This window comes from Cellulomonas sp. KRMCY2 (genome assembly GCF_000526515.1).
Lineage (GTDB): Bacteria > Actinomycetota > Actinomycetes > Actinomycetales > Cellulomonadaceae > Actinotalea.
In genome coordinates, this window is sequence record NZ_JAGF01000001.1 from 3067847 (window position 1) to 3088470 (window position 20624).

The 20624-nt window shown below is 71.9% G+C and carries 15 protein-coding genes; 8 read left to right on the forward strand and 7 right to left on the reverse strand.

Translation table 11 applies throughout. The features are described 5' to 3' along the window. Nucleotides 1-64: 64 nt before the first annotated feature. The gene (treS, locus tag K415_RS0114470) at nucleotides 65-1849 is read right to left on the reverse strand and encodes a maltose alpha-D-glucosyltransferase (protein WP_024287761.1); all 1785 of its coding nucleotides are present in this window, start codon (nucleotides 1847-1849) and stop codon (nucleotides 65-67) included. After that, nucleotides 1846-3852, reverse strand: a complete 2007-nt coding sequence (locus K415_RS0114475; RefSeq protein ID WP_024287762.1) for an alpha-1,4-glucan--maltose-1-phosphate maltosyltransferase — start codon at nucleotides 3850-3852, stop codon at nucleotides 1846-1848. The genes treS and K415_RS0114475 overlap by 4 nt, the downstream gene beginning before the upstream one ends. A 364-nt stretch (nucleotides 3853-4216) precedes the next feature. Between K415_RS0114475 and glgP the strand changes: the two genes are divergently transcribed. Then, a complete protein-coding gene (glgP, locus tag K415_RS0114480) occupies nucleotides 4217-6796 on the forward strand; it encodes an alpha-glucan family phosphorylase (protein WP_024287763.1) in 2580 nt (859 codons plus the stop codon). Nucleotides 6797-6955: 159 nt separating this feature from the next. Here the strand turns inward: glgP and glgX are convergent, their stop codons facing one another. Then, on the reverse strand, nucleotides 6956-9274 hold the full coding sequence (glgX, locus tag K415_RS0114485; RefSeq protein WP_024287764.1) for a glycogen debranching protein GlgX: 2319 nt from the start codon (nucleotides 9272-9274) through the stop codon (nucleotides 6956-6958). Nucleotides 9275-9504: 230 nt separating this feature from the next. Between glgX and K415_RS0114490 the strand changes: the two genes are divergently transcribed. Both K415_RS0114490 and K415_RS0114495 read left to right on the forward strand, forming a co-directional pair. Beyond that, nucleotides 9505-10293, forward strand: a complete 789-nt coding sequence (locus tag K415_RS0114490) for an electron transfer flavoprotein subunit beta/FixA family protein (RefSeq protein WP_024287765.1) — start codon at nucleotides 9505-9507, stop codon at nucleotides 10291-10293. A 10-nt stretch (nucleotides 10294-10303) separates the two neighbouring features. Further along, on the forward strand, nucleotides 10304-11284 hold the full coding sequence (locus tag K415_RS0114495) for an electron transfer flavoprotein subunit alpha/FixB family protein (protein ID WP_024287766.1): 981 nt from the start codon (nucleotides 10304-10306) through the stop codon (nucleotides 11282-11284). 109 nt (nucleotides 11285-11393) lie between these two features. Here the strand turns inward: K415_RS0114495 and K415_RS0114500 are convergent, their stop codons facing one another. After that, nucleotides 11394-12368, reverse strand: a complete 975-nt coding sequence (locus K415_RS0114500; protein ID WP_024287767.1) for a phosphotransferase family protein — start codon at nucleotides 12366-12368, stop codon at nucleotides 11394-11396. A gap of 38 nt (nucleotides 12369-12406) precedes the next feature. On the opposite strand from K415_RS0114500, the gene K415_RS0114505 reads away from it, so the two are divergent. The 3 genes from K415_RS0114505 to K415_RS22925 all read left to right on the forward strand — a co-directional run bounded on the left by K415_RS0114505 (nucleotide 12407) and on the right by K415_RS22925 (nucleotide 15246). Further along, nucleotides 12407-13588 (forward strand): cysteine desulfurase family protein, encoded by a 1182-nt coding sequence (locus K415_RS0114505; protein ID WP_029663850.1) that lies wholly within the window; start codon nucleotides 12407-12409, stop codon nucleotides 13586-13588. 300 nt (nucleotides 13589-13888) lie between these two features. After that, complete coding sequence (locus K415_RS0114510; protein ID WP_155859479.1) at nucleotides 13889-14329, forward strand: DUF6318 family protein; 441 nt, start codon at nucleotides 13889-13891, stop codon at nucleotides 14327-14329. Further along, a complete protein-coding gene (locus K415_RS22925; protein ID WP_024287769.1) occupies nucleotides 14326-15246 on the forward strand; it encodes a hypothetical protein in 921 nt (306 codons plus the stop codon). Before K415_RS0114510 ends, K415_RS22925 begins: the two co-directional genes overlap by 4 nt. 52 nt (nucleotides 15247-15298) lie before the next feature. On the opposite strand, the gene K415_RS0114520 is transcribed toward K415_RS22925, so the two are convergent. Together K415_RS0114520 and K415_RS0114525 are read right to left on the reverse strand one after the other, a co-directional pair. Further along, a complete protein-coding gene (locus K415_RS0114520; RefSeq protein ID WP_155859480.1) occupies nucleotides 15299-16123 on the reverse strand; it encodes a hypothetical protein in 825 nt (274 codons plus the stop codon). Between the two features lie 5 nt (nucleotides 16124-16128). Then, on the reverse strand, nucleotides 16129-16674 hold the full coding sequence (locus tag K415_RS0114525; protein WP_024287771.1) for an RNA polymerase sigma factor: 546 nt from the start codon (nucleotides 16672-16674) through the stop codon (nucleotides 16129-16131). A gap of 206 nt (nucleotides 16675-16880) precedes the next feature. On the opposite strand from K415_RS0114525, the gene K415_RS0114530 reads away from it, so the two are divergent. Further along, nucleotides 16881-18167: an ATP-binding protein gene (locus K415_RS0114530; RefSeq protein ID WP_024287772.1), complete on the forward strand. Its 1287-nt coding sequence runs from the start codon at nucleotides 16881-16883 to the stop codon at nucleotides 18165-18167. A 24-nt stretch (nucleotides 18168-18191) separates the two neighbouring features. Continuing rightward, nucleotides 18192-19736, forward strand: a complete 1545-nt coding sequence (locus K415_RS0114535; RefSeq protein WP_081785056.1) for a cellulase family glycosylhydrolase — start codon at nucleotides 18192-18194, stop codon at nucleotides 19734-19736. 312 nt (nucleotides 19737-20048) lie between these two features. Here K415_RS0114535 and K415_RS0114540 read toward each other — a convergent pair whose 3' ends face one another. Continuing rightward, a complete protein-coding gene (locus tag K415_RS0114540; protein WP_155859481.1) occupies nucleotides 20049-20546 on the reverse strand; it encodes a hypothetical protein in 498 nt (165 codons plus the stop codon). Nucleotides 20547-20624 lie beyond the last annotated feature (78 nt).

Here is a 20624-nt window from a genome sequence, read left to right on the forward strand (position 1 = left end):
CGCCCCCCTTCCTCGTCGACGTGCTCGTGCGGGTCGTCCCGGTCCGGCCGGACCGCGCCCGGCCTCAGCTGCCCTCGGGCGCGGGCGCGACGGTCAGCCAGAAGAAGTCCCTCGACCCGAGCGTCACGGTGAGCTCACCGTGCGGGCTGACCGACGGGAACGAGGCCCCGCCGAAGACGTCGTGCAGCTGCTGGCCGGCGTTGTCCGGCAGGCGTACCACCGCCGACCGCGGTGTCGAGGCGAGGTTCGCGACGCACAGCACCGTCTCGTGGCCCGAGCGACGCAGGTACGCGAGCACGGCGTCGTTGTCCGTCGCCAGGGCGATGAAGTCGCCGGTCCCGAAGACGGGGTGCTGGCGGCGGATGCTGAGCATCCCGTGCACCCAGTGCAGCAGGGACGTCGGCTGCGCGAGCTGGACCTCGACGTTCGTCGTCGTGAAGTGGTGCACGAGCGACTGGACGACCGGCAGGTAGAGCTTGCCCGGGTCCGCGGTGGAGAAGCCCGAGTTGCGGTCGGGGGTCCACTGCATCGGTGTGCGCACCGCGTCACGGTCGGCGAGCCAGATGTTGTCGCCCATGCCGATCTCGTCGCCGTAGTAGAGGCACGGGCTGCCGGGCAGGGAGAACAGCAGCGCGTGCGCGAGCTCCATCTCCGCGCGGGAGTTGTCCAGCAGGGGAGCGAGCCTGCGCCGGATCCCGACGTTCGCACGCATCCGCGGGTCCGGTGCGTACCAGCCGTACATCGAGGCGCGCTCCTCGGTGGAGACCATCTCGAGGGTGAGCTCGTCGTGGTTGCGCAGGAACGTGCTCCACTGCGCCCCGACCGGGATGCGCGGGGTGTCGGCGAGGATGTCGAGGATCTGGGTGGCCCGCTGGTCCTTGATCGCGTAGAAGATCCGCGGCATCACCGGGAAGTGGAAGCACATGTGGCACTCGGGCTCGGCGGTCGTGCCGAAGTACGGCGCGACGTCCTCCGGCCACTGGTTCGCCTCGGCGAGGATGATCCGGCCCGGGAACTCGTCGTCGACCAGCTGCCGCATCTCCCGCAGGAACGCGTGGGTCCGCGGCAGGTTCTCGCAGTTGGTGCCCTCCTCCTCGAAGAGGTACGGCACCGCGTCGAGGCGGAAGCCGTCGACCCCGAGGCGCAGCCAGAACCGCGCGACGTCCTTCATCGCGTCCTGCACGTAGGCGTTCTCGAAGTTGAGGTCCGGCTGGTGGCTGAAGAAGCGGTGCCAGAAGTACTGGCGGCGGACCGGGTCGAAGGTCCAGTTCGACGTCTCGGTGTCGACGAAGATGATGCGGGCGTCCTCGTAGCGGGTCGGGTCGTCGCTCCACACGTAGAAGTCGCCGTACGGTCCGTCCGGGTCGGAGCGCGAGGCCTGGAACCACGGGTGCGCATCGCTCGTGTGGTTCATCACGAGGTCGACGACCAGGCGCATCCCACGCGCGTGCGCCGCCTCCACCAGCTCGGCGAAGTCGCTGATCGTGCCGTACTGCGGTGCGATCGCGGTGTAGTCCGAGACGTCGTAGCCACCGTCGCGCAGCGGCGAGGGGTAGAACGGCGGGAGCCACAGGCAGTCGATGCCGAGCCACTGCAGGTAGTCGAGCCGGTCGATCAGCCCGCGCAGGTCGCCGGACCCGGCACCCGTCGAGTCGGCGAAGGATCGGAGCATCACCTCGTAGAACACCGCCGTGCGGTGCCACTGCGGGTCCTCCCGCAGCCCTTGCGGCGCCTGGATGGGCAGGTGCGCGGTGGGTTGCGGGCGCGGCGGCAGGGCGCGGATCGGGTCGATCGCGCGGAGCGTCCCGGTGTCGACCGGGACCGGGGCCGGCTGGCTGTCGGTCGTCACAGGGTCCTCACACCGATGATGTGGGCACACTGTGTCCAGGGGTCGAGGCGGACGAACGGCTGGGCGCCCCAGGCGTGGACCGCGCCGGTGAACAGGTCGTGCGCGGCGAAGCACGGGGCGTCCGGGTCCGTCGGTGGCTGCACGCCGATCGCCTCGAGGTCGAGGTCGATCAGGCCCTCGCGGGTGCTGTGCGGGTCGGTGTTGACCACGACGATGACGGTGTCCGCCCGGCCGTCGGGGGACTGTGCGGCGGTCACCCGGCGGCTGAAGCACAGGATCGCGTCGTCGGTCGTGGGGTGCACCGTCAGACCGCGCAGGCGGCGCAGGGCGGGGTGCTCGCGGCGGATCGAGTTGAGCAGCGTGAGCAGGTCGCTGATGCCGGACTCGGCGGTCGTGGACCAGTCGCGCGGCTTGTACTCGTACTTCTCGTTGTCGATCTGCTCCTCGACGCCCGGCCGCGCCACGTTCTCGACCAGCTCGTAGCCGGAGTAGATGCCCCAGGTGGGTGCTCCGGTGGCGGCGAGGACGGCCCGGATCGCGAACGCCGGGGCGCCACCGTGCTGCATGTACGGCGTCAGGATGTCGTGCGTCGTCGGCCAGAGGCTGGGCCGCATGTACGCGGAGCCCGGACCGGAGAGCTCGGTCAGGTACGTCGCCAGCTCCTTCTTGGTGTTGCGCCAGGCGAAGTACGTGTACGACTGGTGGAAGCCGATCTGCGCGAGCGTGTGCATCATCGCCGGACGGGTGAACGCCTCGGCCAGGAAGATCACGTCCGGGTGGTCGGTCGCGACGTCGGCGAGCATGCGCTCCCAGAAGTCCAGCGGCTTGGTGTGCGGGTTGTCCACCCGGAACGCCGTCACGCCGTGGTCGATCCAGACCTGGAGCACCCGCCGGATCTCGGTGTAGATGCCGTCCGGGTCGTTGTCGAAGTTCAGCGGGTAGATGTCCTGGTACTTCTTCGGCGGGTTCTCGGCGTAGGCGATGGTGCCGTCGACCCTGGTCGTGAACCACTCGGGGTGCTCGGTGACCCACGGGTGGTCGGGGGAGCACTGCAGGGCGAGGTCGAGCGCGACCTCCAGGCCGTTGCTGCGGGCGGTCGCGACGAACGCGTCGAAGTCGTCGAACGTGCCCAGCTCGCGGTGGATCGCGTCGTGACCGCCGTCCGCCGAGCCGATCGCGTAGGGGGAGCCCGGATCGCCGGGCTCGGTCTTCAGCGAGTTGTTGCGGCCCTTGCGGTAGGTCGACCCGATCGGGTGCACCGGGGTGAGGTAGACGACGTCGAAGCCCATCGCCGCGATCGCCGGCAGCCGTGCGGCAGCCGTGGTCAGCGTGCCCGAGCGCCACATCCTGGTCGCAGCGTCGTAGGTCGCACCCTCCGACCGCGGGAACATCTCGTACCAGGCGCCGACGAGCGCGAGCTCGCGCTCGACCGTCAGCGGGTACGTCGGCGAGCTCGAGACGTGCTCGCGCAGCGGGTGGGCCGCCAGCGCCTCGGCGACCTCCTCCGACAGCCCGGCGGCGAGCCGGGCCTGCGGTGGCCGACGGGTGTCCCGCAGCCCCAGCACGGCGTCGTGCAGGGTCCGCACGGCCGCCGCGGACTGGCCGCGGCGGGTTGCCGCACCCGTGAGCAGGGCGGCGCCCTCGGCGAGCATGAGCTCGATGTCGACGCCGGCAGCGACCTTGATCGCCGCGTCGTGGCACCAGGTGCCGTACGGGTCCGACCAGCCCTCGACGCGGAAGGTCCACCGGCCGGTCGCGTCCGGGACCAGATCGGCGCGGTAGGTGTCGAGGCCGGCGTTGACGACGTCCATCCGGACCGCCCGGCGGTCGACGCCGTCCGGACCGATCAGGACGGCGGTCGCGGCGACGGCGTCGTGGCCATCGCGGAAGACGGTCGCGGTGACCTCGACGGCCTCGCCGACCACGGCCTTGGCCGGCCAGCGACCGCACCCGACGACAGGCCCGACGTCGACGACCGGGATGCGACCGATGCCAGGGATCATCGGGCCCTTGGCCGGCTTCCGGGCGGCACGGCTGCGCGCTGCGGGGCGCGGGGCGGGGTTTGTCGCGGCGGATCGGGGCGAGGGGGTTCGCGGCGAGCGGGGCGGCGGGGGCGGCGTCACACCACGAACCTACCCAGCCGGATGCCCCTACGGCATCCGGGAGATCGGTGCGTCGCGGTTCATCCGCCGTGCGGCCCCGCGGGCGTCCACGGCCCGTCAGGGGCCCGAAGGTGGACTCCGCGCTCGCGGCGGGCCGCGCGCGCAGCGACTGCGGGCCGTTGACCTGCGCGATCACCCGATCAGCGATGTAAGCGCTTGCACAGGCTCTGGATACCGGCGGGTCCGACCGCGTAGTGTCGCCGTGGTGAGAGCCATCCGCAGATTCACCGTCCGAACCGTCCTGCCGGCCGAGCTCGCCGAGCTCGACGAGCTGGCCCACAACCTCCGGTGGTCGTGGCACGCCCCGACGCGCGATCTGTTCGCGGACGTGGACCCCCAGCTCTGGCACGAGGTCGCCGGTGACCCGGTGGCCCTGCTCGGCTCGCTGGACCCGGCGCGCCTCGCCGACCTGGCTGCCGACTCCGCGTTCGTCGGCAAGGTCGAGGCGGCGGCGGCGGATCTCCGCGCCTACCTGACCGAACCGCGGTGGTACCAGACGGCGGCCGGTCCGGACGAGCAGCTGCCGCGGGCGATCGCCTACTTCTCCCCGGAGTTCGGCATCACGTCCGTGCTGCCGCAGTACTCCGGTGGCCTCGGCATCCTCGCCGGTGACCACCTCAAGAGCGCATCGGACCTCGGCGTCCCGATCGTGGGCGTCGGCCTGCTCTACGGCTCGGGGTACTTCAAGCAGGCGCTCACGCGGGACGGCTGGCAGGTCGAGACGTACCCGGTGATCGACCCCGACGGGCTGCCGCTGCTGCTCCTGCGCGAGGCCGACGGTGCACCGGCCCGGATCTCGCTGCCGCTGCCGGGCGGGCGGACGCTGCACGCGCACGTCTGGAAGGCCGCGGTCGGCCGCGTACCGCTGCTGCTGCTCGACTCGAACATCCTCGAGAACGACGAGCAGGCCCGCAAGGTCACCGACCGGCTGTACGGCGGCACGGGCGAGCACCGTCTCCAGCAGGAGCTCCTGCTCGGCGTCGGTGGGGTCCGCGCGCTGCGCCTGTGGTCGCGGCTGACCGGCGCCCCGGCGCCGGAGGTCTTCCACACCAACGAGGGGCACGCGGGCTTCCTGGGCGTCGAGCGCATCCGCGAGCTCGTCGCTGAGGTCGGCCTCGACTTCGACGCGGCGCTCGAGGCCGTGCGTGCGGCCACCGTCTTCACCACGCACACGCCCGTCCCGGCCGGCATCGACCGCTTCGACGCGGCGCTCGTCGGGCACTACTTCGGTGGCGACAACGCCTACCAGGGCGTCCCGGTCGAGAAGGTGCTCGCACTGGGCGTCGAGGACTACGACGGCGGCGACCTGACCATGTTCAACATGGCAGTCATGGGGCTCCGCCTGGGTGGTCGCGCGAACGGCGTCTCGCTGCTGCACGGCGAGGTGTCCCGCGGGATGTTCAAGGGCCTGTGGTCCGGCTTCGACCGGTCGGAGGTGCCGATCGGCTCGATCACCAACGGCGTGCACACCCCGAGCTGGGTCGACCGCAAGCTCGACGACCTCGCTGTCTCGCGGCTGACCGCCGAGGAGATCGAGGACGGCACGGGCTGGCTGCGCCCGGACGGCGTGACCGATGCCGAGCTGTGGGACATGCGGCACACGCTGCGTGCACAGCTCGTCGTGGAGGCCCGGAACCGGGTCCGTGCGTCCTGGCGGCAGCGCGGCGCGAGCCCGGCCGAGCTCGGCTGGGTCGACGACGTGCTCGACCCCGACGTGCTGACGATCGGGTTCGCGCGCCGCGTGCCGACCTACAAGCGGCTGACCCTGATGCTCAGCGACCCGGTGCGGCTGACGAGCCTGCTGCTGGACCCGGACCGTCCGATCCAGATCGTCATCGCCGGCAAGTCGCACCCCGCCGACGAGCAGGGCAAGCGGCTCATCCAGCAGCTCGTCCGGTTCGCCGACGACGTGGGGGTGCGGCACCGGATCGTCTTCCTGCCGAACTACGACATCGCGATGGCGCAGACGCTGTACCCCGGCTGCGACGTGTGGCTCAACAACCCGCTGCGCCCGCTCGAGGCCTGCGGCACGTCGGGCATGAAGGCGGCGCTCAACGGCGGTCTGAACCTGTCGATCCTCGACGGGTGGTGGGACGAGTGGTACGACGGCGAGAACGGCTGGGCGATCCCGACGGCCGACGGCGTCGACGACCCGGACCGGCGGGACGACCTCGAGGCCGCCGCGCTGTACGACCTGATCGAGAACCAGGTCGCTGCCCGCTTCTACGACCGCGACGTCCGGGGTCTGCCGGTCACCTGGCTCGGGATGGTCCGGCACACGCTGGCGACGCTCGGCCCCAAGGTGCGGGCCAAGCGGATGGTCTCCGAGTACGTCCGCAGGCTCTACGCGCCCGCCGCGACGGCCGGCCGGGACCTGGACGGCGTCGGCTACCCGGGCGCTCGCGAGCTCGCTGCGTGGAAGGCGACGGTGCGTGCCGCCTGGCCGCACGTGCGCGTCGACCACGTGGAGTCCGTCGGGGTCGAGGAGGTCGCACAGGTCGGTGACGTGCTGCAGGTGCGCGCCTACGTCTCGCTCGGCACGCTGCGTCCGGAGGACGTCGCTGTCCAGGTGGTGCACGGCCGGGTGTCCGAGGCGGACGAGCTCAGTGACGTCCGGTACTCCGAGCTCGTCTGGGCAGACGCCTACGAGGCCGGCCGGCACGCCTTCGCCGGGGACGTGCGGCTCGAGACCTCCGGTCCGTTCGGCTACACCGTGCGGATCGTGCCCAAGAACGCGCGCCTCATGTCGTACGCCGACACGGGTCTGGTCGCGCACGCCAGCTGAGATCGCACCCTCGCGCGAGTGGAGCGTTGCGCTCGCGAGTGGAGCGTTGGGTTCGGGAGTGGAGCGTTGGGTTCGCGACTCGCGGGGGCGTCGAGGTGCGGACGCTCCACTTGAGGTGCGAACGCTCCACTCGAGGGCCGAACGCTCCAGTCGAGGGCCTCAGGTCGCGACGTACACCCGGACGCTCAGCGGGTCGAGGACCAGGCGCTCGTCGGCCGGCGGGTGCAGCGCGCCGATCATCGCGGCAGTGTGCAGGTCGTCGGGCCGCTCCCAGACGGAGTCCCACAGGTACTTCCACGGGCCCGGCGCCGGGTCGTCGACGTCCGCACCGTCGATGTCCGCACCGGCACCGTCCGCACCGGCGCCGGCACCCGCACCGGCACCGTCAACACCGGCACCGTCCTCGGCCACCGCTCCGCCCTGTCGCGGCGCAGGGGCGAGCACCACCTCGACCGGGTCGAGCGATCCGTTGATGACCAGCAGCACGCACGAGCCGTCCTTGGCCGTCCGCACCATCTGCAGGGTTCGCATGGCGGGGTCGTTCCACTGCCCGTGGCTGACCGGCTCGCCGTTCGCGCCCCGCCAGTCCAGGTCGGGCTGGTCGGTCGCGCCGCGTGGCTTGCCGAGGTAGAAGCCGTTCGATCGGAGGGCCGGGTGCTCTCGGCGCAGCCACAGCAGGTAGCGGCTCGTGGCCAGAAGGTTCTCGCGCCAGGGCTCCAGCTCCCAGCGCAGCCATGAGGTCTCGTCGTCCAGGGTGTAGGCGTTGTTGTTGCCGCGCTGGGTCCGCCCCAGCTCGTCGCCGGCGGTGATCATCGGCGTGCCGGCAGACAGCAGCAGGGTCGCGAGCAGGTTCCGGATCGACCGGCGCCGCAGCGGCAGGATCTCAGTGCCGATGACGAGGTCCCGGACCGAGCCCTCGATGCCGTGGTTCCACGAGCGGTTGTCGTCGGAGCCGTCGCGGTTCTCCTCGCCGTTGGCCCAGTTCTGCTTGTGCTCGTAGGCGACGAGGTCCGCGAGCGTGAACCCGTCGTGCGCGGTGACGTAGTTGATCGACGAGACCGCGCCCCGCATCAGCGGTGGGTCGGAGTAGCCGAAGAGGTCAGCCGACCCGGCCAGACGGGTGGCGAGCTCGCGCACGCCGTGCCCCGGTCGACCGTGGGCCGCCTGCGCCGGGTCGCCGAGCCAGAACGTCCGCACCGCGTTGCGGAAGCGGTCGTTCCACTCAGCCATCGGCGCCGGGAACGCGCCGGTGCGCCAGCCGCCCGGGCCGACGTCCCAGGGCTCGGCGATCAGCTTGCGGTGAGCCAGGACCGGGTCGGTCTGCAGGGCCACCAGGAACGGGTGGTTGGGCGTGAAGCCGTCGTCGTCCCGGCCGAGGGTCACCGCCAGGTCGAAGCGGAAGCCGTCGATGTCGACCTCCTGCGCCCAGTAGCGCAGCGAGTCGAGCGCCATCTGGACGACGCGCGGCCGGCGGAAGTCCAGCGAGTTGCCGCAGCCGGTCACGTCGGCGAACCGCGCCGGCATCCCGCCGTCGTGCAGGTAGTAGACGGTGGGGTCCAGGCCGCGCCAGCTCAGCTGTGGTCCGTGGGTGCCGCCCTCGCAGGTGTGGTTGTAGACGACGTCGAGGACCACCTCGATGCCGGCGGCGTGCAGCAGCCGGACCATGCCCTTGACCTCGATGAGCACGGCCTGCGCGCCGGCCTGCTGCGCGGCCGCTGTCGCGTAGTCGGGGTTCGGGGCGAAGAAGCCGAGGGTGCTGTAGCCCCAGTAGTTCGTCCGCCCGCGGCGCAGCAGGTGCGGCTCGCTGACCATGGCGTGGATCGGCAGCAGCTCGAGCGTCGTGACGCCGAGCGAGTGCAGGTGCGCGACGGTCACCGGGTGCGCGAGCCCGGCGTAGGTGCCGCGCAGCTCGGCCGGCAGCCCCTGCAGCTGCTGCGTCAGGCCGCGCACGTGCGCCTCGTAGATCACGGTGTCCGACCACGGCACGTCCGGACGCCCGACCGGCGTCCCGTGGAACTGGTCGTCGATGACCACGGCGTGCGGCACGGCCGCGCGCGAGTCGGTCGGATCGAGCTCGGGTGCGTCCCCGACCACGTTCCCCGCCTCGTCGACCCGGTGGCCGTAGACGGCCTGGCCGGGCACGACCGAACCTTCGGTGCCGCGCGCGTACGGGTCGACGAGCAGCTTGGCGGGGTTGTAGCGCGTGCCCGCGGCGGGGTCCCAACGCCCGTGGGCGCGGAAGCCGTAGTGCTGGCCGGCGCGGACCCCGGTGGCGTGGGTGAACCAGACACCGTGCACCGGCCCGCTCAGCGGGATCCTCCGCTCGGCCCAGCCGTCGTCGCTCGTCGCGTCGGGATCGAGCAGACAGAGCTCGACGGCGTCGGCGTGGGACGCGAGCACAGCGACGTCGACCCCGTCGCCCGCCAGGTGCACGCCCAGGCGGTGAGGGGGTCGCCCCGTCGGTCCGGTTGCGCCCATGGGGAGAAGTCTGGACCAGAGAGACGGGTGCTCGGGCATCGGGAGGCTCGGCAAGGGGGGTGATTCCCTGTCCTCGTGGTCGTTTTCGCCCGGTGTCCGGCACCTGGCGCCGTCGTCGTGGCCGGAGCAGGCCCGGGGTAGCCTTCCTGGGGGCCGAGCGCTCCGGGGCCCGGCGGTTCCGGCGTGACGGGGCCCGCAGCGAACCGTACGGAGCCAGGAGAGCTGAGCCGATGAAGATCGTCGTCTGCGTCAAGCACGTGCCCGACCTGCAGGCCGAACGCCAGTTCACCGACACCGGCCGGGTGGACCGGACCGGCGGGGACGGCACCCTCAACGAGCTCGACGAGAACGCGGTCGAGGCCGCGGTCACCCTCGTCGAGCAGCACGGTGGCGAGGTCACGGTGCTCACTGTCGGCCCGGACGACGCCGTGGACGCGGTGCGCCGCGGTCTGCAGATGGGCGCGGACCACGCGGTGCACGTGATCGACGACGCGATCGCCGGCTCGGACGCGTTCGGCACGGCGCTCGTGCTCGCCGCCGCGCTGCGCGAGCTCGGCAAGGATGAGCCGATCGACCTGGTCGTCACGGGCATGGCGGCCCTCGACGGGCTGATGTCCGTCATGCCGACGCTCCTGGCCGCCCACCTCGGCCTGCCACAGGCGACCCTCGCGGCCGAGCTCACCGTGACCGACGGCGTCGTGCGGGTACGTCGCGAGCTCGACCTCGTGACCGAGGTGCTCGAGGCGCCGCTGCCCGCCGTGGTGAGCGTGACGGACCAGGCGAACGAGCCGCGCTACCCGTCGTTCAAGGGGATCATGGCGGCCCGCAAGAAGGCTGTGACCACCTGGTCCCTCGCGGACCTGGGCATCGACGCCGCGGACGTCGGCGAGGCGGCGGCCCGCACGCGCGTCCTCGAGGCCGTGCCGCGCCCGCCGCGGGAGAACCGCGTGCTCATCACCGACGAGGGAGATGCCGGCCTGCGCCTGGCCGCCTACCTCGCCGAGAACAACCTCGTCTGAAGGAGACCCGATGACCGGCAGCACCGTCCTCGTCCTGGTCGACCACCACGACGGCACGCTCCGCGGGCCCGCCCTCGAGCTGCTCACCGCCGCCCGCGGGCTGGGCGAGGTGCACGTCGCGTGGCTCGGCGACGGGCTCGACGGGGCCCTCGGGCTGCTCGGCGAGCACGGTGCGGCAGTCGTGCACCAGGTCCGGCTCGACGGCCCCGAGGCGCGGCTCGCACCCGGCGTGGCCCAGATCCTCGAGCAGGTCGCCGGCGCGGTCGGGGCCACGACGGTCCTGCTGTCCTCGACGTTCGAGAACAAGGAGGTCGCCGCCCGGCTCGCGCTGGCCACCGGCGCCGGCTTGGTCGTGGACGCCGCGGGTGTCGAGCGTGGCGTGGACGGCAGGGTGGTCACCGTCCAGCAGGCGTTCGCCGCGACCTGGACCCTGCGTGGTGAGGTGACCGTCGAGAAGGCCGTCGTCGCGCTCAAGCCCAACGCGGTGCCGGTCGTGCCGGCCCCGACGCCGACGACGCCCCAGGTGCAGGTGCACGACGTCGCCGTCCCCGCCGATCTGCTCGGCGTACGCGTCGTGGGACGCACCGAACGGGCCGGGTCCGACCGGCCCGAGCTCGGCGAGGCGCAGATCGTGGTGACCGGCGGGCGGGGGACCGACGGCGACTTCAGCGTCGTCGAGGACCTTGCCGACGCGCTCGGCGGGGCGGTGGGTGCGACGCGCGTCGCGACCGACGAGGGCTGGATCAGCCACGACGCCCAGATCGGCCAGACCGGGGTGACGATCTCCCCGAAGCTCTACATCGGCGCCGGGGTCTCCGGCGCGGTGCACCATCGCGGTGGGATGCAGTCGTCCGGCACGATCGTCGCGGTCAACTCCGACCCGGAGGCGCCGATCTTCGAGATCGCCGACTTCGGCGTCGTGGGGGACCTGTTCACGGTGCTGCCGCAGGCCGCTGCCGAGATCCGTCGGCTGCGCGCGGCTGACGCCTGAGCGCGTCCGGCCCGACCGGCCGACGTCGTCGCGCAGGTGGGCGAGCTCTCAGAGCGGGCCCGGGAGCCCACAGCGCAGGTCCGGAAGCCCTCAGCTCAGGTCCGGAAGCTCAGAGCTCGCGCAGCCAGCTCAGCGCGGCGATGCCCTGCCCCAGCTGGAACGCTCGCAGGTTCGCGATGCCCAGCGGTGGGGGCTGGACCGCACCGTGCACGAAGTAGCCGGTGAGCGCGGCCAGGACCGCCCGGACGGCGTCCCGATCGGCGCCGACCGCATTCGGGTGGGCCCAGAAGAGCGGGTCCGGGTCGCCGCCGTTCTGCATCGCGACGCTGGGCAGCATGCCAAGCAGGTCGAACCAGCGGGCGCCGACCGTCGCGTGCGGCCAGTCGATGAGCCACACCCGGTCGGGGCCGAGCATCACGTTGTCGGCTCGCAGATCACCGTGCACGAGGGTCGTGCCGGCGCTCGCGGCCGGCGCCTGGTCGCACCACCCGATGATCTCCGGTAGGTGCGCACGCAGCCACGCACCGTGCGGCCCGACAGCTGCCACGGCGCGGTCCAGCGCGGCGTCGTCGGCTGCGAGGCTCGCCCATCCGGTCGCGTACGCCTCGACGTCGCCGGACACCGAGCGGAGCCCGTCCGGGGCCGGGGTGCCGGCCGCTGCAAGATCGGTCAGCGCGGCCAGGACGCGATCGAGGTCCTCGGGCCGCCAGGGCTGCTCGGGCGACCGACCCTCGACCGCCTCGAAGGCGAGGATCACCCACGTCCCGTCGTCGTCCCACCAGCGCAGCGCCGGGGCGCTCACGGCGGGCGGAAGGAGCGCGGCGACCCGGGCCTCGGCCCGCGCGAGCACGGGGGACTCGGGGTTCTGCTCGGCGGAGACGGCCTTGACGAACAGCCGCGTTCCGCTGCCGAGCTCGAGCAGGGACGCGTAGCCGGGGCTGAACCCGCTGGTCGCACTCGTCTCGGAGATCACATCCGAGCCGGCCAGGGTCGCGATGCGTGTCCGTACGGTACGCGGCAGGTCCGCCCAGGCGAGCCGTGAGCCGCTGAAGGCACGCGGTGGCGGGCTCGGCTCAGAGGTCACGGGAGGATTGTGCCAGTCCCTTCGTAGACTTCTGCCTCGTGACGGCCTACCTCGACCACGCGGCGACGACTCCGATGCACCCGCGTGCCGTGGAGGCACTGGTCGCGGAGCTCGCCCGCACGGGCAACGCCTCGTCCCTGCACGACGCCGGACGCGCCGCCCGGCGGGTCGTCGAGGAGTCGCGCGAGCTCGTGGCTGCGCGGCTGGGCGCCAGGCCGAGCGACGTGATCTGGACCGCCGGCGGCACCGAGGCGGACAACCTCGCGGTCAAGGGCCTGTTCTGGTCCCGCACCACCGCCGAGCCGGCTCGACGTCGGGTCCTGGTCTCGGCCGTGGAGCACCACGCCGTGCTGGACCCCGCGTTCTGGCTCGCCTCGCAGGCCGGTGCCGAGATCGTCCTGCTGCCCGTCGACCCGGCCGGGCGGCTGGACCTCGGCGCGCTGCGCGCCGAGCTCGACGAGCGCGGCGACCAGGTGGCCCTGATCAGCGTGATGTGGGCGAACAACGAGATCGGGACCGTGCAGCCGGTGGCCGACGTGGTCGCACTGGCCCGGCGGTACGGGATCCCGGTGCACTCCGACGCCGTCCAGGCCGCCGGGCAGCTCGAGATCGACTTCGCGTCGAGCGGTCTGGACGCGATGACGGTCTCCGCGCACAAGCTCGGCGGGCCGGTGGGTGTCGGTGCACTCCTCGCGCGGCGCGGGCTGGAGCTCACGGCGGTGCTGCACGGTGGCGGTCAGGAGCGCGGCGTGCGGTCCGGGACGTTGCCGGTCGCGCCCATCCGGTCCTTCGCCGTCGCCGTGGACCTCGCGGTGACGGCCCGTCCGGACGAGGCGGTGCGGCTCGCCGGGTTGCGCGACCGCTTGGTGGCCGGGGTCCGTGCCGCCGTCCCGCAGGCCGAGCTGCGCGGACCGGAGCCCGGTGACGGGCGGCTGCCCGCGAACGCGCACTTCACCTTCCCGGGCTGCGAGGGGGACTCGCTGCTCTACCTGCTCGACAGCCGCGGCATCCAGTGCTCGACGGGCTCGGCGTGCCAGGCCGGCGTGCCGCAGCCCTCGCACGTGCTGCTCGCCTCGGGCGTGTCGGAGACCAGTGCCCGCGGCGCCCTGCGGTTCTCACTCGGCCGGACGTCGACGCAGGCGGACGTCGACGCACTGCTCGCGGCCCTGCCCGAGGTGGTCGAGCGCGCGACGGCGGCGGGGCTCGCGGCGAGTCCGTGAGCGGGGTCGGTGCACCGGGTCGGTCTCCCCGTGCCCCGCGGCTCTCGCTCGCCGGGATGTCGGGTCGCTGAGCGTTGCGCTGGTTGTCCACAGGTCGTCGATCCGGCCGTGCGGCGTGGTTCGCGTTGCTAGGGTCGCCGCATGGCGCGGGGGGCGATTTCGGTAGGTCTGTCCATGGTCGGTGTGCTGCTGCTCGGTGGCTGCACCGGGCCGGCGGAGGCGGGGCCGACGCCGAGCGTGGTGGCGCAGGAGACGGGGACGCCGGAGCCGGGCCCGACGGCGACGCCGGGTGTCGCCCCGGTGACGGCGCCGGTGCGGCCGGCGGAGATGGAGCGGTCGGACGAGGTCGGCGCTGCGGCGGCGGCGGAGTACTTCCTGCGGCTGTTCCCCTACGTGATGCAGTCGGGTGATCTCGAAGAGTGGGCGCTGATCAGCACCACCGACTGTGAGTTCTGTTCGACGGTGCGCGGATGGGTTGAGGACTTCGCGGCGGCGGATGAGGACTACGCAGGTGGTGACGTCACGGTGGCGGGCGTGCACGTGTTTCCGCAGGACGCGGTGCTGGGTGGGTACACCGTCCAGCTGGAGTTCACGCAGGCTGATGCCCGAGTCGCGGGCCCCGATGGCGTCGTCACTCGGTCGGTCGAGGCCTATGGCGAGTATGCATTCGTCGACGTGATCAGGTCCCAGACCGGTTGGGTGCTCGTTGAGCTCGTGACCAGGGAAGAGCCCTTGGCATGAACGCGATCTCCGCGAGGGTGTGCATCTGCGTCGCCGTGAGCCTGTTCCTTGGTGCAGGGAGCGCAAGCGCCACGTCGGTCGACGTCCGTCGCGACGAGCCGGCGACGTCGACGGAAGTCGACGAGCCGAGCATCCGGGGTGCGGGTGACGGCGATGGGATGACGTTCGCCGGAGCGGAGACGACCGAGACGGACCCGTCGGTGACCGATGTGGCCACGTCGCCAACGATCGTCCCGACCTTCGTCGAGCGCCGGATTCCGGTGGTTGTGTGCGGTACCGAGTCGGACCTGGCCGCCTCCGGGGCGCCGTGTGTCGACGGAGCGGAGACGTTCGCTCGGGCGCGCGTCTGCGCGGATGGCTCCGAGGCGCTGCCGCCCTTGTGGCGTCGTGACGTCGATCCGGCCACCGGGCTGGGAGTGGGCCCGTGGGTTCGGGTCGACGAGGGGTACTGCCCGGAGGATGACGCCGCCGTCGTCCTGACGGTCGAGGAGTTCCGTCGTCTGCCGCTGGTCGCGTCGGTCCCGACGTTCCAGCCTGCTGGTGGTCGGGCGTTGGTCAACAAGGATCTGATCGTGTTCACCGACCCGGCCCCGCAGGAGCTTTCGACCGTGATCCTCGGCACGCCGGTCCTGGTCCGCGCGACGCCGGTCGGGTACGCGTGGGACTTCGGTGACGGGTCGGCGCCGCTGGTCACGACCGACCCTGGTCGGCCCTACCCGGACTACTCGGTGGCCCACCTGTATGGGTCGCTCGGCACGTTCGAGGTGCGGCTGGTCACGACCTGGCAGGGGGTCTACCAGGTCGCCGGTGCCGGTCCGTGGCTCGCCGTGGCCGGGACCGCGCAGACGACGTCGGCGCCGTATGGGGTGGGCATCGAGGAGGCCCGCACCTACCTGGTCCAGGACTCCCAGGGCTAGTGCGGGCTCTCGAGAAGGGGTCGTTCCGGTCGCGGCGTGCGGGCGAGCGCTGCTACTCCGGCCGTGTGGGTTCGGCGTCGTTGATCACCGTGCCGTCCTTCAAGGTGACGGTGTACGTGAGGTCAGGAGCGGGGCCGCCGTTGCCTTCGAGTTCGTCGCCGAACGCGAGGCCGGGCCACCAGGCGAGGTAGCGCCCGTCACCGACGGTGGCGTACACGGTCTGGCCGTCCGCGGTCCCGATGGTCACCGCAGTGACGTCGTCACCGACGTCACCCAGGGTGAAGGAGACGGTCGGGCGCTGGCGCAGGTCGAAGGTTCCGGGACCGTGCTGGAAGATCGGGCCCTGCGTGAACTGGCCGTCGACCGGCACGGCGCCCTGGCCGCCGGCCGCAGCGATGTCGAGCTGATCGGCGTGGTCGCCGCCGGCAGGCAGGTGAGCCAGGCAGGTCGCGGCCATGGGCTCGTCGCTCGTGTAGAGCAGCCCCACCCAGTCGCCGCGGCGTTCGACGAGCGCCAACGCCGGTGAGTCCATCTCCAGTCCGGCATCACGGCAGGCGGCGTCGGCGACGGCGCTGTCGGCAGCGCTGATCGCCTCCGGCTCCGGAGTCCAGGAGGCGTAGGCGGCGTCGGTGACCGTGAGCTCGGGGATCACCCAGGTGACGGCCACCGCTGCGACGGCGACGGGGATCGCCACCCAGCGCAGGCGTCGGGCTCGGCCGGTGGGCGCCGGGGCAGGGCGCGGGCCCGGGCTGCCGGGTTCGCCGGCGAGGATCTGGTGCAGCCTCGCGGCGGCGTGTCGTCGGGCGGTGTCGTCGGGCTCGACGTGGGGTGCTGCGTCGAGTGCGCGCAGGGCGGTCAGGTCGGTGTCGTTGTTCATGTCGATCACTCCGTTGCTGGGATCTCGGTGAGCTGGACCGAGGAGGTGGTGGTCTCGACCTGTCGGCGCAGCGACAGGCGCGCGCGATGGAGCCTGATCCGGTAGGCGGTCGATGAGATGCCGAGCACCCGGCCGGCCTGTGGCGAGGGCAGGTCCTCCCAGATCGCCAGGGACAGGACCTCCTGGTCTTCGGGGCGCAGTCGCCGCCAGGCTGCTGCGAGGTCGACGCGCCGGGAGATCAGGTCGTCCTCGGCGTCGGTGGACGAACTGGTCGTGGCGGCGAGCCGCACCTCGAGGGCGCCGCGCCGGACCTGCCCGCGCTGGTCGTTGAGCAGGCAGTTCCGGGCAGTGCCGAACAGCCACGCCCGCGCGTCATCGGCCCTCTCGGGGACGTCGTCGAACCGTCGCCAGGTGATCAGGAATGCCTCGTGGACGATGTCCTCGGCGCGCTCCGGGCCGGCCCTCCGCTGCACGAACCGCAGCACGTCGGTGTAGGCCCGGTCGTACAGGTCCGCGAACCGTTGCTCGCGGGTCTGCTCTGGTGAGTGCATACCTGTACTTGTCCGGATCCCGTCATCTGTTTCGCGGCCGGGCCAAGGCGGCACGTCCATCACAGTGAACCGTCTCGTGCGCGTCCTCGGCACGCATCCATCGACCGAGCCCCTGCGCGGCGGACGCGGCAGTAACGTGATCGTCGACGCAGGCCGGGATCCGGCGGACGCCGACGTGACAACGACTCGGACGAGTGGGGACGCACATGCCGGGATGGCGACTCAGGGAGTTCCACGCCGATGACCTCGACGGCATCCTGCGGCTGTGGGAGGTCGCCACGCGCGACAATGCCGAGCCCGTGTACGGGCTCGCCGAGGTCCTCGCGTCCTGCCAGAAGGACCACGCGCTGGTGGCCGTGCACGGCGAGGAGATCGTCGGTGCCGTCGTCGGCCGCGCGGCGCACGCACAGGGCTGGATCGTCTTCCTCGCCACCGCCGAGCAGTGGCGCGACCGCGGCATCGGGACGGCCCTGCTGGCCGCGCTGGAGAAGCGGATGGAGCCGCACGGCCTGACCAAGCTCTCCGCGCTGCTGCCCGAGTCCGAGACCCGGGTCGACGACTTCCTGGGGCAGGGCTTCGAGGTCAAGAGCCGCCTGCGCTACTTCGAGCGCCGGCTCCCGGTGCAGCGCGAAGAGCTCGGTGCGCTCAGCGAGCTCGGCGGACGCATCCTGCCGAGGGGCCTGTGGGACGCCGTCGGCGGGATGCAGCGTGAGAAGGACCTGCTCGAACGCAGGCTCGTGCTTCCGCTGGCCAAGCCGGACCTCGCCGAGCAGTACGGGATCGTCCCGCCGCGTGCGGTCATGCTCTTCGGCCCTCCGGGGACCGGCAAGACGACGTTCGCCAAGGCGATCGCGTCGCGGCTCGAGTGGTCGTTCGTCGAGGTGTTCCCGTCACGGCTCGCCGCCGATCCGCGGGGGCTTGCCGGCGCGCTGCGGGAGACCTTCGACAAGATCGCCGACCTCGAGCACGCGGTCGTCTTCATCGACGAGGTCGAGGAGATCGCCGCCCGGCGCAAGGGCGAACCGCCGTCGCCCATGCAGGGCGTGACCAACGAGCTGCTCAAGATCATCCCGGTGTTCCGCGAGCAGCCCGACCGGCTCCTGGTGTGTGCGACCAACTTCATCCGGATCCTCGACTCCGCGTTCCTGCGCCACGGCCGGTTCGACTACGTCATCCCGATCGGCCTGCCCGACGACGCCGCGCGTCGCGCCATCTGGGACCGCTACATCCCGCCGTCGGTGTCCGGGAGCGTCGACCTCGACCTGCTCGTCCAGAACAGCGAGGGCTTCTCGCCGGCGGACATCGAGTACGCCGCTCGCAAGGCCTCCCAGCAGGCGCTCGAGACCTCGCTCGACACCGACGACGAGTCCGCCCGTGCGATCGGACCGTCCACGACGGACTACCTCGATGCGATCGGTGGGACCAAGGCGACCGTCTCGGTCGAGGTCGCTGCGGAGTTCCTCGACGACATCGCGTCGATCGCGCGCCTCTGAGCCCGACCTCTGAAGGAGACGACGATGTCTGCACGCCGCCGCGCCGTTGTCGTGGTGCTCGTCGCACTGTTCGCGTTCGGGGCCGGTCTCGGCGTCTACGCCCTGCTGAGCCCGGCCGACGGCCCGGGCCCCGAGTTCGTGACCCGCGACGGCGACCAGTTCATGCTCGACGGCGAGCCGTTCTACGCCGCCGGATCGAACAACTACCGGCCGATGTTCCTCGACCCGACAGTCGTCGACCAGATCATGGCTGCGGTCGCGGACAACGACCACCGGGTGCTGCGCGCCTGGGCGTTCAACGACATCGGCGACCCCGCGGACCCGACCACGTCGATCGACCCGCAGAACACCACGACCTACTTCCACTCCTGGGATCCCGCGGCCGAGGCCCCCGCCTTCAACGACGGCGAGACCGGCCTGGAGCAGCTCGACTACATGGTGGCCTCGGCCAAGGAGCACGGCGTCCGGCTCGTCCTGCCCTTCGTGAACAACTGGGGCCCCTACGGCGGGATGGACCAGTACGTCAGGTGGGCCGGCGCCGAGTTCCACTCCGACTTCTACACCGACGCGACGATCCGCCAGTGGTACAAGGACTGGGTCGAGCACCTGCTCAACCGGGTCAACACGATCACCGGCGTCGCGTACAAGGACGAGCCGACGATCATGGCCTGGGAGCTCGCGAACGAGCCGCGCTGCGTCGCCTCGGGGAGCTACGAGGCGGGCCCCGACTGCACGACCGACACGCTGACCGCGTGGGCCACCGAGATGGCCGCCTTCGTGAAGTCCGTCGACGGCAACCACCTGGTCGGCCTCGGCGACGAGGGCTTCTGGTGCGAGCCGGACGGTGAGCACTGGACCGACGACTGCAGCCAGGGCGTCGACGCGCGCGCCATCGCGCAGCTCGAGGACATCGACATGGTCGGCCTGCACCTGTACCCGGACCACTGGGACACGACGGTCGACTGGTCCGAGCAGTACGTCATCGAGCACGTCGCGCTGGCCGCCGACGTGGACAAGCCGGTCTTCATCGGCGAGTACGGCTGGCGCGGCGACGCCCCCCGCAGCATCGTCTTCCACCAGTGGATGAGCGCGTACTTCGAGCAGGGCGGCGACGTCGCGCTCTACTGGCTGATGCAGCCGAGGGACCAGTTCACGACCCCGCCGGACTCCGACGGGTTCACCGCCTACTGCCCGTCGGCGGTCTGCACCCAGGTGGGCCAGTGGACACGTGCCGTGGCCGACGGCGACCGCGACCAGCCACCCGTGGCCGAGGTCGACGTCCTGGTCGCGACCGAAGGAGTCAGAGGCCTGGCCGACCTGCTGGCCAACGACGTGTCCCTATTCTCCGAGCTCGACCCGACGAGTGTGGACCTCGACCCGGAGGCTTCGGGTGTGCAGGACGAGGTGACGTCGTCCGACGGCGTGGCTCGGGTGGCCGATGGCGTGCTGACGTACGAACCGGCGGAGGGGTTCGTCGGTCGCAGCGAGGTCTCGTACACGGTGGCCGATGTCGACGGGCTGGTCAGTGAGCCGGTTGACGTGACTGTGCGGGTGAACGCTGCGGAGTAGGGGTGGGTGCTGGTGGTGTCGGGTGGGACGCGGGCGGGCAACCCCACGTTCGTCAGCACCCTCGAGTCTACGGCCCGTGCGGCACGGGATGCAGGGCCCTCATCAGGCGTACGCCGGATCGCCCGCCGGCCGACTCGGCCGCGAAACCGTCGTGCGGCGGTGCGGGGTGTTCGAGGGGGCGGAGCTTGTGGCTCGCGTGGCCGGTGGCGTCTGGGGTGCCAATCAGGGACCCCAAGCCTCACTCCAGTCCCATGATCCGCGCGGTGTGGCGCCCGTCTGCCACGCGAGTGCGGTGCCGGGCACCGCCGCCCGTCAGCCGAGAGTGCAGCTCCCCGCGCCGAGTGCGCGGAGGCGGTTGTCGAGATGGTCGACGAGCGCGCCGGCCCCGTCGAGCGCCTCGAGGAACTCGCTGAGGAGCGGTTCGGCAAGGAAGGCCTGCGGATCCATCTGCACAACGATGTCGACGACGTGCAGGTACGCCGCGTCAACCGTGTCGGCATCGCTGAACAGCTGCTTCACTGCGGCGGCATCCCGAGCAGGCAACTCCAGGCTCCGCAGCTGTCCGACGAGCTCTCGCTGAGCGTCCGCCGTGTCTTCAAGGGCGCGTGCCACTACCTCGGTGTCCACCACTGTGGGATCGCCGAGTGCCCAGTCCATGGCGTCGATGGCCTCCCTGTACCGGTGGGTGAGGTCGCCTCGGGTGATGTCGCACTGTGCGGAGGCTTCCCGCGCCCAGTCGTCGAGGGTGCGTGGGGCGGGCCGGTCCTGGAGGGCGAGCACGGTCGTGACGACGCCGGCGACCAGTGCCACGAGGGTCCCTGCCACGGTCAGGGTCGTCCGCATGACGCCCCACCCCGTCTTCGGTTGGTCGGTTGTCGTCATGTCGAA

Coding starts and splice junctions, on each gene's coding strand:
- K415_RS0114475 (WP_024287762.1), bottom strand. CDS start 3,852: ATGATCCCTGGCATCGGTCGCATCCCGGTCGTCGACGTCGGGCCTGTC.
- glgX (WP_024287764.1), bottom strand. CDS start 9,274: ATGGGCGCAACCGGACCGACGGGGCGACCCCCTCACCGCCTGGGCGTG.
- K415_RS0114490 (WP_024287765.1), top strand. CDS start 9,505: ATGAAGATCGTCGTCTGCGTCAAGCACGTGCCCGACCTGCAGGCCGAA.
- K415_RS0114495 (WP_024287766.1), top strand. CDS start 10,304: ATGACCGGCAGCACCGTCCTCGTCCTGGTCGACCACCACGACGGCACG.
- K415_RS22925 (WP_024287769.1), top strand. CDS start 14,326: ATGAACGCGATCTCCGCGAGGGTGTGCATCTGCGTCGCCGTGAGCCTG.
- K415_RS0114520 (WP_155859480.1), bottom strand. CDS start 16,123: ATGAACAACGACACCGACCTGACCGCCCTGCGCGCACTCGACGCAGCA.
- K415_RS0114525 (WP_024287771.1), bottom strand. CDS start 16,674: ATGCACTCACCAGAGCAGACCCGCGAGCAACGGTTCGCGGACCTGTAC.
- K415_RS0114530 (WP_024287772.1), top strand. CDS start 16,881: ATGCCGGGATGGCGACTCAGGGAGTTCCACGCCGATGACCTCGACGGC.
- K415_RS0114535 (WP_081785056.1), top strand. CDS start 18,192: ATGTCTGCACGCCGCCGCGCCGTTGTCGTGGTGCTCGTCGCACTGTTC.